Source organism: Celeribacter halophilus (assembly GCF_018860305.1).
Lineage (GTDB): Bacteria > Pseudomonadota > Alphaproteobacteria > Rhodobacterales > Rhodobacteraceae > Celeribacter > Celeribacter halophilus_A.
Genome location: NZ_JAHKPE010000006.1, coordinates 19,735 through 29,187, shown reverse-complemented (window position 1 = coordinate 29,187; position 9,453 = coordinate 19,735). Strand labels below are relative to the sequence as shown.

At 54.3% G+C, this 9,453-nt stretch carries 6 protein-coding genes; 4 read left to right on the top strand and 2 right to left on the bottom strand.

Annotated features, from left to right (window positions below; translation table 11 throughout):
• The 4 genes from KO492_RS00370 to KO492_RS00355 all read left to right on the top strand — a co-directional run.
• On the top strand, positions 1-627 hold a 627-nt coding region (locus KO492_RS00370), incomplete at its 5' end, for a hypothetical protein (RefSeq protein WP_216043158.1).
• Complete coding sequence (locus KO492_RS00365; protein ID WP_216043157.1) at positions 624-2,903, top strand: DDE-type integrase/transposase/recombinase; 2,280 nt, start codon at positions 624-626, stop codon at positions 2,901-2,903. The genes KO492_RS00370 and KO492_RS00365, both read left to right, overlap by 4 nt.
• 49 nt (positions 2,904-2,952) lie before the next feature.
• Positions 2,953-3,927, top strand: a complete 975-nt coding sequence (locus KO492_RS00360; protein ID WP_216043156.1) for a TniB family NTP-binding protein — start codon at positions 2,953-2,955, stop codon at positions 3,925-3,927.
• A gap of 859 nt (positions 3,928-4,786) precedes the next feature.
• Positions 4,787-6,895, top strand: coding sequence for a J domain-containing protein (locus KO492_RS00355; protein ID WP_216043155.1), 2,109 nt, complete (start codon positions 4,787-4,789; stop codon positions 6,893-6,895).
• 630 nt (positions 6,896-7,525) lie between these two features.
• On the opposite strand, the gene arcC is transcribed toward KO492_RS00355, so the two are convergent.
• Both arcC and argF read right to left on the bottom strand, forming a co-directional pair.
• Positions 7,526-8,434 carry a carbamate kinase gene (arcC, locus tag KO492_RS00350; protein ID WP_216043154.1) on the bottom strand — a complete coding sequence of 303 codons (909 nt, stop codon included), beginning with the start codon at positions 8,432-8,434 and terminating at the stop codon, positions 7,526-7,528.
• 1 nt (position 8,435) lies between these two features.
• Positions 8,436-9,437 carry an ornithine carbamoyltransferase gene (argF, locus tag KO492_RS00345; RefSeq protein WP_216043153.1) on the bottom strand — a complete coding sequence of 334 codons (1,002 nt, stop codon included), beginning with the start codon at positions 9,435-9,437 and terminating at the stop codon, positions 8,436-8,438.
• Positions 9,438-9,453: the final 16 nt, after the last annotated feature.

The following is a 9,453-nucleotide window of genomic DNA, read 5'->3' as shown; positions in this document are numbered from 1 at the left end:
GGCTTTCGCAGCTCTAGTGCTCATCGGCTGTGGCTGACCTATTGCTGCCGAGCAAATGCTTGCAAGTCCAAAATTGGCATTGCCGAAAGTGCTGCAGAAGCTGCGGTTGCTCATGAACTGTTGCTTTGCTCGAACTTGCACGATCTGCATTTTCAGCCGCTTTCAGTGAAATTTAAAGACGAGTATGGCCATCGCCGCACCTACACTCACGACGTGCTCGCGGAATTTGTCGACGGACGTCGTGTGCTCTACTTTGTCAGGAACAGCGATAGTCTTAAAAAACCCAAAACCTGGCGCGACATCGAAGCCATCAGGTCGGCGACGCCCAAGGATGCTGCTGATAGCATGATCATTGTCGATGCGGGCCTTTACTCTCGTCCGCGGCGGGAAAATTTGTTCCGGCTTCACCAAGCCGTCCAGACATTAGACGATGAAACCGATGACCTTGTGTTGAGGACCGCACGCGAGCACAAGAAACTCTGGCTGATGCGCGATCTCATCTCCTCGGTTGAGCTGCCGCAATGCCTTGTCTTCCAGTCCTGCTTGCGCCTCATTGCGCGTGGCCACCTTCTAACCAACCTCGACCACGTTATCGCGGAGTGGTCTCGTATCGATGTTGTAGCATGACCATTGCACCCAGGTATAACTTCGACGCGGGAACCGAAATCTCGGTCCAAGGTCATAGCCTCGTGCTGCACAAAGTGGGCGATTCAGGTTATGAGCTCAGTGACACTGACGGAAGTGTAATCAACGTTCTCGGGTTCTCTAAATTCGTAGAGTTGGTGAAATCAGGGGGCGTCAAGTTTAATGCGCGCCCCCTGTCACCTCAGGGAAGTGCCGGGGTGAGGTTGAAAGGGTTCTCGGTTGCTGCGCAGATGACTGAGAAGCAACAGGCCTATGGCCGGTTCCATTATGCGATCTGTGTCGCAATCGATCAACTTTACAACCACCGAACGGTGGTAGAAGGCCAGAATGACTTCAGGATTTCTATCGGCAGTTTGAACAATAATGCCAATCGGAAATTCTTGCGCCAGATCGTCGAAGCTATCTTTGGAGAGCGCGTGTATCTGGAATGCAGCTCAGTAAAGGGAGGTCATCAGGAGAAGTGGTTTCTCTACAAAGGGCGCACCCTAAAGAAATACTATGATGTCTATCTTGAGTTGCAGGACGACGACGATATCATCGCTGCTCTTGTGACACTTGATCATCTGAAAGGGAACCGCAAGCCACGACTTCCTTGGCGCCTGAAAGAGCTTATGACGGAGGCGTGGGAAACGATCGGACTTGACCTGAAGGGCCCGTCTCCGGCGAATGTCCACGCATATCTCACAGCCCTGATTAATCGCGAGAATAAACAGCGCTCCCTGAACGGTTTACCCACGCTCCCCGTCCCTTCACAGCAGAGCCTTATTCGGCACCGTCAAGAACAGCTCACCCCCACTGAATTTGTGGTCGCGACACAAGGAGTCCGCTTCGCCCGAAACAAACGTGGGCGTGGCAGTTCGGATGTCAGGGCGTTGATGCCTGGCGAGTTTTGTGAGATGGACGAATGTCGGGCAAGCTTGATCACTTCTGCCAAAGCCAAAGGCTACTGGCATACGCTTTCCAAAGACATACAGGAGGCCATGGCGTGGGCGGATGAGGAAATCCGCAGTCGCCTCACCATTCTGGTTATGATCGACGTCGCCACTCGCATGCCATTAGCCTGGGTTGTCAGCGATCAACCAAAGGCCAAGGCCACAATGCAATTGCTTCGGATGGCAACTCGCGACAAAACCCGTGAAAAACGCATTTATGGATGTGACGGAGAGCCTATGCCTCCCCTAGGCCTCGGCATGGTTCGCAACGATAATGGTACCGGCTTGAGGAACTCGGAGATCAAGACGGCGCTGCTCGGTCTCTCTTCCACAATTACAGACGTGCGAGCCCATGCCTCCGCTGACAAACCGTATGTCGAACGTATGTTTGGCACAACCGAGGCAATGTTGTTGAAGCTTCTTCATGGGTATACGGGCCGCAAACCCGGAGAGTTGCCAGGATATGATGCCACCAAATCCGGCGTGCTGAACATTGACCACCTATATGAAATTTTGACCAAGTTCTTTATCGACGAGTACCCGTCATTGCCGCACATGGGTGTGGGAATGGGAGGCCGCCGACCCGCCGAAGTCTATAAAGATCTCAATGAAACCAGGGGGATTTTTCGCCCGATAGATGAAGAACTTCGGCGCATCCATCTCGGCTGGAAATTCGAGGTCAAACCAAATGATGAAGGGGTGAGAGTTTTGCAGGGGCTCTACTATTCTTCCGACCAATTTCAGGAAGTTATCGACAAATGGCAGAGAAAAGTCTCTGTCTATATCGACCCGGACAACCTGAATTTTGCAACAGCGGTAGTTCCTGGGGATACGCAGATATATCAGTTGAATTTACAGACAACTGTTTTCGCGGATCTTACCGTCTCAGAATATCTTGAGCTGATGACGCAATATCGTCATGAACATCCCGAGACCAAAACACTTTACGAAGATCGGATCGCAAAGGTGCGCCTTGCGCGACAAGATTTTTTGCAAAAAATCGGTGTCGAGCGCCGTCTGCCACGTAGCTACGTGACAATCGAAGAGGCCCGTACCAAGGCAAAGGCTCTGTTCGCATCTTCACAGGTGGTGCAAAATCAGGTGCCGCAGGACACTGTCGCGCCCGGTTCTTTAGCCTCCGCCACCTCGGGCCCAGGAGTATTGCCCCTTGGTGGCGCCGAGGTCATCGATCTCGAACCATCCAAGCCAACGCCTGAAAACGAAGAAGTTAGCCCAATCAAGAAGCCTCGGGCGAAATCGAAAAATCAAACCACTCAAAAGTCCTTGCGTCTTGGCCCCCCTGACGAATTGGGGAAACTCTCCTAACGCACCGACAAAATGTGAACTCTGCTTACATAACTACCAAGGATATAAAATGGATTGTGTCACCCCTAATCACGTCAAAGCATTGCTTCCCTTACAGAGCGCACACTATACTTTTCCTCGAGCGGCAGTCTTGCGTGAAGCTTTCACCAATTGCGTAGTGGACTATTACGTAAAGGCCCTCACCGGCAAGGAGTTCGAGGCGAGAGGCTTGCTGGTGACCGGAAAGTCCAGGGTCGGCAAGACCGCCGAGACGCTCAAGCTTGTAAATGAATTCAATGCCAGTAAAACCGAAATGCCGAACGGAAAAACCGCTAAGATCCTCTATTGCAAGCTGGACGGCTCAGTCAGTTGGAAAGATCTCGGCACGAAGACTTTGGGCAAGCTTGAATACAGTGTTCATCCTCGGCGCACCCAAAGCGAAATCTGGAGCATGGTCCGCCATCAGAGCCGCGAACAAGGGGTTATCGGTTTCTATTACGATGAATGTCAGCACGTCTTCGCTCCCGGGGCTAAGTCAAACCGGATCTTCCTGGATAGCTTTAAATCGCTGATGAAAGAGCCTGAATGGCCGTTGATCATGATTTTGTCAGGCGTGCCGGATCTGGCCAAATATGTGAACTCAGAAGAACAGCTCTCCCATCTCCTGGCCCCGGTTCATTTCGATGAAATCAGTTTGGGCAAAAGCGCTGATCCTTTAGAGGATCCGGATCTTAATGAGCTGAACAAGCTCGTCTATTCTTATGCCGCTCACGGAGGCATTGATGTCGATGAACTCGTAGATCTGGATTTTCTGGAACGTTTGGACTTTGCATGCGTATCGCGCTGGGGGCTCGTCATTGAATTGTTGATCCGGGCTTTCGCTATGTGCCGGTTTCGCGGGGTGAACGTGGCCACTATTGAAACTTTCGCAGAAGCCTATGCCCAGAATTCTAGCCTGCCGGAAGGCCTGTCCCCTTTTACGGCACCGGATTACCGTGACATGCTTGATCGCACAAAGCTCCTGAAAATGCTGAAAATTGAATAGAGATGAAACCGGAAAATACCATATGCATCGGGCTCGCTTTGCGAGCCTTTTTTTTGGCCTTAGCTATGCATGCTTATGTGTCAGGTGTGCATACTTATGCTCGAGATGAAATTAAGTCGCACTGTAAATTATTGTTTTTAAATGATTTTATTATCATTAATAATTTCTTCGAATCGGTAGGTGTGCAAGCTTATGACCAATTGGCAGCCAGTGTCGTCCGACATGGGAATTACGTCTTTGCGACAAAAGTCGGGTTTTTGAACTAATCCCTGCTGGAACCAGTTTTCGGGTTCCCTTCTACTCTTGCTCGACGATCCCGTTTCTAAAAGGCTTGCTTTGCGCACGTGCTGGCTTTGGGCCAATGATGGCCTTCCTTTTCTCCAGCACGATAAGGCAGTCCAAGGAGAAGCGTGCGCAAAAAGAACGGTTGTGCCCCTGCATCCGTCCCTCCATCTGATTTATTTTACTTTTTAAAATATGTTATATTTTTTAACAGCGCATTCTGACGAGCTACCCTTTGAGTAAAGCGGCCAAGGTCTTCCCTGCAAGGCCTGAAGGGAGGTAGAACGACCGTGCGTGTCCGTCGACAGCAAGGGCGGATTGCAGACATTCGCTGCACCTTGCACCAAGGTCTGCTATGCGCAGATAGTGACCTTTGCAAAGTCTGGAACCGTGGTCTTCTTTCTCGACGTGGTCGACCCTCTGCGGACATTCGAACCTATCGCTACGCTTGACCGGTCCCAGCCATTACCGACCTCCATCCTTGCCGCTAATGTCCATTCGTGCCCCGGAAGGTTGACATGCGTAATTTTGGGTGCCCCAACTATTGCCGTATAAAGGTCAGACAGTTGGGTTCATAATGTTCGGCATTTTGAAGAATCTTTTCGGCTCGGGGAAGACTACAGTGCGTGATGAGGGGCTCCCCGCCATCCGCGAAACGGCCGGCTCAGGCGGTGAGCGTCAGAGCCGCTTCGAGGACTTTGAACGGGAAACGAGGGAACGCCTTGAGGCACAATCCTACGAAATGCCGGGACAGGCTTACTTCAGCCAATTGCAGGCTCTGCAGGAAAGTATCTCGGACCGCAGGTACATGGACGCCGCCATCGCGGCGCGCAAGAGCCTGCCGCTCATTCGCAAGTGGCTTGAAGATCCCAAGGGGCACGGCAAGAGGCTGAGCCTGAATATGCCAGCGCTCACTCAGGGTGGCACCATGCTGGCCATCACCGGTGACCGGAAGGGACTGGCGATGCTGCATGATCTGGTATCGGAATTCGACCATCTCGAGGAATACCGCGCTGATGCCGAAAAGCATCTCGCCGCCATCGACCTCTTCGACGCCATTCGCAAAGCCGTCGCAGCAAAGCCTGGCATCCTGCAGAACAAGATGAAGTCGGAGGTGGGCGCCGAGGATGGCCGCATTGTTAGCAACCTGATCTCGTGGCTGGAGAAGGCTGGCGAGATCACCCGCGCCAAGAACGGAAAGACCTACGCGCTCTACGTAGACGGCGTCGAGATGAGCGCCAAGGACGCTTCGGCAGTCTACACCGAGCCGCCGCGCCCCGGGTCTCACCAGGCCAGATCCAAGCCGGGGAAGCCCATCGAGCTCAACCTCGAAAAGCTGACCTTGGTGCCGCTGCCACCATCTCCGGAGGCCTGGACCAGCCAGGTTACGCTGCCTGCAACCAATGAAACATTCGAGGATGCCGAAGGCGCTTGGCGTGAACTCACTGTAGAGGCGATCGCGCCCGCGGATCGCCCGGACCCTGCCTTCCGAAAACACTTCACCACACGTGGCGGTGTCCTTTCCTTCGATGATCTTGCAAAGTCCGAGGCAAGCCTCGGTGCGCCGGGCGCAGTGATGTTCACCTCCGAGCAGGGCGGCCCCACGATGATCGAACGACTGAAGCGTCCGATCTATGCGCTTGATGTCCATCCCGAGGGCCAGGGCTTCGCGACACGTTCGAAAACGAACATCCTGACCGTCTACGGCGCAGACCTGAAGATCGATTTCGAGACCGATCTATCCGCCACGCCCGAAGTCGCAGCGGGGCGCCGCCGTCTCGATCCTGACGTGAACGGAGGTATTCTTTGGGGTGAACCCCATTTGGCGCTCAACTGCATCGCACTCAGCCCCAGCCGGGACAGATATCTTTACACGTTTGTTGATGAAGCCTGGTGCATCGATCAGTGCGGAAAGCTTCTGTGGGGCGTCCGTATGCCTGAGCGCCCCGTGGAGACCTATCATCATACCTTCGAAGTGGGTGACATGGGCAGGCATACGCGAACCGCCGTGGAAATCGAAGAGGCGCTGAAGGAGCTTGAGCTGCCAGTAACGCCGGATGAGATCCGGCAGAAATACCGCAGCTTAGCGCGTCAGCTGCACCCGGACCTCAATCCGGGTAGCGAGGACCAGATGAAGGCAGTCAACGCGGCTTACGAGACACTGACCGGGGCCAGCCACGAAGAACTGCAGGGTAAGGAAAACGCTGAGGACTTACTGACGTTCTCCGCCACCGTGACTTTCACGACCGGCGGCGGCCCTGACCGCCTTCAGGCTGCGACCTTTTCAGGGCGTGGCGACACGGCGTTACTGGGAACCACCCAAGGGCGGGTCCTGCGCATCGATGGTTCCGGCAAGCCGATCGCCCTCTACGATGTGGGCGCCGTGCCAGTCAGGATCCTGGAGACGGATCGCTATCTCTATATCCAGACATTCACTCGTCTCTACGTCCTTGAGGGCGACCGCCTTGTGGGGTTGCAGGACTGCACGACCAAATGCGACCTGCTTGTAGAGGAGGGCTTGGTCTTGCTGGTCGAGAACAAGGGGGTGCGGGTGTTGACGGAGGTCGGCAGATCGCTGGGCATCGCCCTGACCAAAGCCCCCATCCGTCGGGCCGGGATCGAGGATGGCGTGCTCGTCGTCGAAACACGAACCCATCGCGGCCGGTTCAGTGGCTTCAGGAGATAAAGCGAGTTGCCAATTCGGCGACCAGTCATAACAGAGAATCCGCGTCCGCTTTTACGGCTTTCTGCCGGTCCATGACCGTGCAACGAGTTTAAACTGTCTACCCACCCTATCGGAACGACGGGACCCGGCCCTGAGCCGACATTGATGTGAATCGCGTCTAATGACCGCTCCCAGCCCTTCCAAGACATTCGTGCAGGGCGCAGCATGACGAAGGGCATACACTGGGAGGGCGGAAACCAGAAGTTCACTGCTCAAGTTATGGTTCCGTTTCAGAAAGGCAAAAGCGGCCATTCATACCAGAGCTGAAAACAACCCCCATGATGGGCAGCGCACCGAGTTCGGCAAAACGCAGGAAGCCGCCTTGGCAAATTTGGCACGCACTGCGCCGGAAGAGTTAGGCGAATTGAATAGTTGACGCAAAGCATCGCCATGAGCTGCATCACAGTCCAAACGACTGCTTCATGGAAGCTACTTTGTCGCACACATTTGACCGGCTTTCATACTCGTATTCATTTTGAAAAATCATTCAATCGGAGGAGGTGGACCTCCTCTGAAAATCTGTTGGCTCTGATATTTTTCCAACAGGTCTATCCATACTTACTTTGTCAGGTCATGCAAGCTGAGGGCCACTCACATGCCTTTGATCTGTGTGCCAGCCTCACCAGAGAGAATAGCGAGGGCATCTTCAAGTCTTCCGATGCCAGCAATGCCACCGCAGAGGGCAAAATCGCGACCCGCATGCACTTTCGGTCCCATTGATCCGGCGGGCACATCCAGAGCTTCGGCCTCAGCCAGTGTCAAATGCGGCAAACGCGCTGCGGCTTGTGTGCCGAAATCACGATATACGCCGTCAACATCGGTCAAAAGCAACAGCGCATCGGCCTCCAGTTTTCGTGCCAGCAAAGCACTGGCTGCATCTTTGTCGATCACGGCCTCAACCCCCACAAGGCTCCCGTCATCGCGCTGAACCACGGGAATCCCGCCTCCGCCCGCGCAGATCACGATCACGCCTTGCTCAAGCAGCAACTTGAGCACATGCAGATCGGGAATGTCGAGCGGCGCAGGCGAGGCGACCACCCGACGCCACTTCGTGCCATCTGCTGCAATCGCCCAGCCCGCCGCTTTAGCCCGCGCCTGCGCCTCTTCACGCTCATACACCGGACCGACAAACTTCGTCGGCTTGCCAAAGGCCGGATCGCGGTGATCGACCAGAACCTGCGTCAGAAGCGTTGCCACAGGGCGGTCATGATCAAGGGCATTTTCGAGTTCCTGCTCAATCATATAACCGATCATACCTTCGGTTTCAGCGCCCAAGACATCAAGCGGATAGACCTCGTCAGGATTGTAAGACGCCCCTTGCAAAGCCAAAAGCCCAACCTGTGGCCCGTTGCCATGGGTGACGACCAGTCGATGACCAGCACGCACGATGGCGGCCAGAGCGGCCGCCGCACGTTTCACGTTCGCGCGCTGCGCCTGCGCGGTCAGGGGTTCTCCGCGTTTCAACAAGGCATTGCCGCCCAACGCAGCTACGACCAGCATCTCAAGCCCCCAACGTGGCGACAAGCACGGCCTTGATCGTATGCAGCCGGTTTTCAGCCTGATCGAAAACAATCGAAGCCGGGCTTTCAAACACATCCTCTGTCACTTCCATCGCAGAGATACCGAACTCACGTTCGATTTCGGCACCGACAGAGGTGTCGGTATTATGAAAAGCAGGCAGACAATGCATGAAGCGCACACGCGGATTTCCGGTTTTCTCCAGAAGATCTGCATTCACCTGATACGGCGTCAACAGCTTGATCCGTTCGGCCCATTTCTCTTTCGGCTCACCCATCGAAACCCAGACATCCGTATAGACAAAATCTACGCCCTTCACGGCCTTGTCGATATCATCGGTGATCATGACCTGCGCACCCGTCTCTTGGGCGAGGCTCTGTGCCTCATCCTGAATCGACTGAGATGGCCAGCACGCCTCTGGGGCACAAAGCCGCACATCCATGCCCATCTTGGCTCCGCCAATCAGTAGGCTGTCGCCCATATTGTTAGCCGCATCACCGACGAAGACATAGGACACCTGATGTAGTGGTTTTTCGACGTGTTCCTGCATTGTCAAAAAATCCGCGAGTATCTGGGTCGGGTGAAATTCATTGGTCAGCCCGTTATAGACCGGAACACCCGAATACTTTGCAAGATCGGCAACTATCTCCTGACCAAAGCCCCGATATTCAATCGCATCATAAATGCGCCCGAGAACACGTGCTGTATCCTTGACAGATTCCTTATGGCCCATGTGGTTACCAGTCGGGCCGAGATAAGTGACCCGCGCCCCCTGATCATAGGCCGCCACCTCAAAGCCTACACGGGTGCGGGTGGAATCCTTTTCAAATATCAGGGCGATGTCCTTGCCCTGTAAGGTCGGCACCTCGGTTCCGGCATATTTTGCGGTTTTGAGGTCCGCCGCGAGTTTCAACAGAAATGCGATTTCACACGATGTATAGTCGCGCAAACTCAACAAGCTACGGTTTTTCAGATTGAAAGCCATTTTAATGATCCTTCCA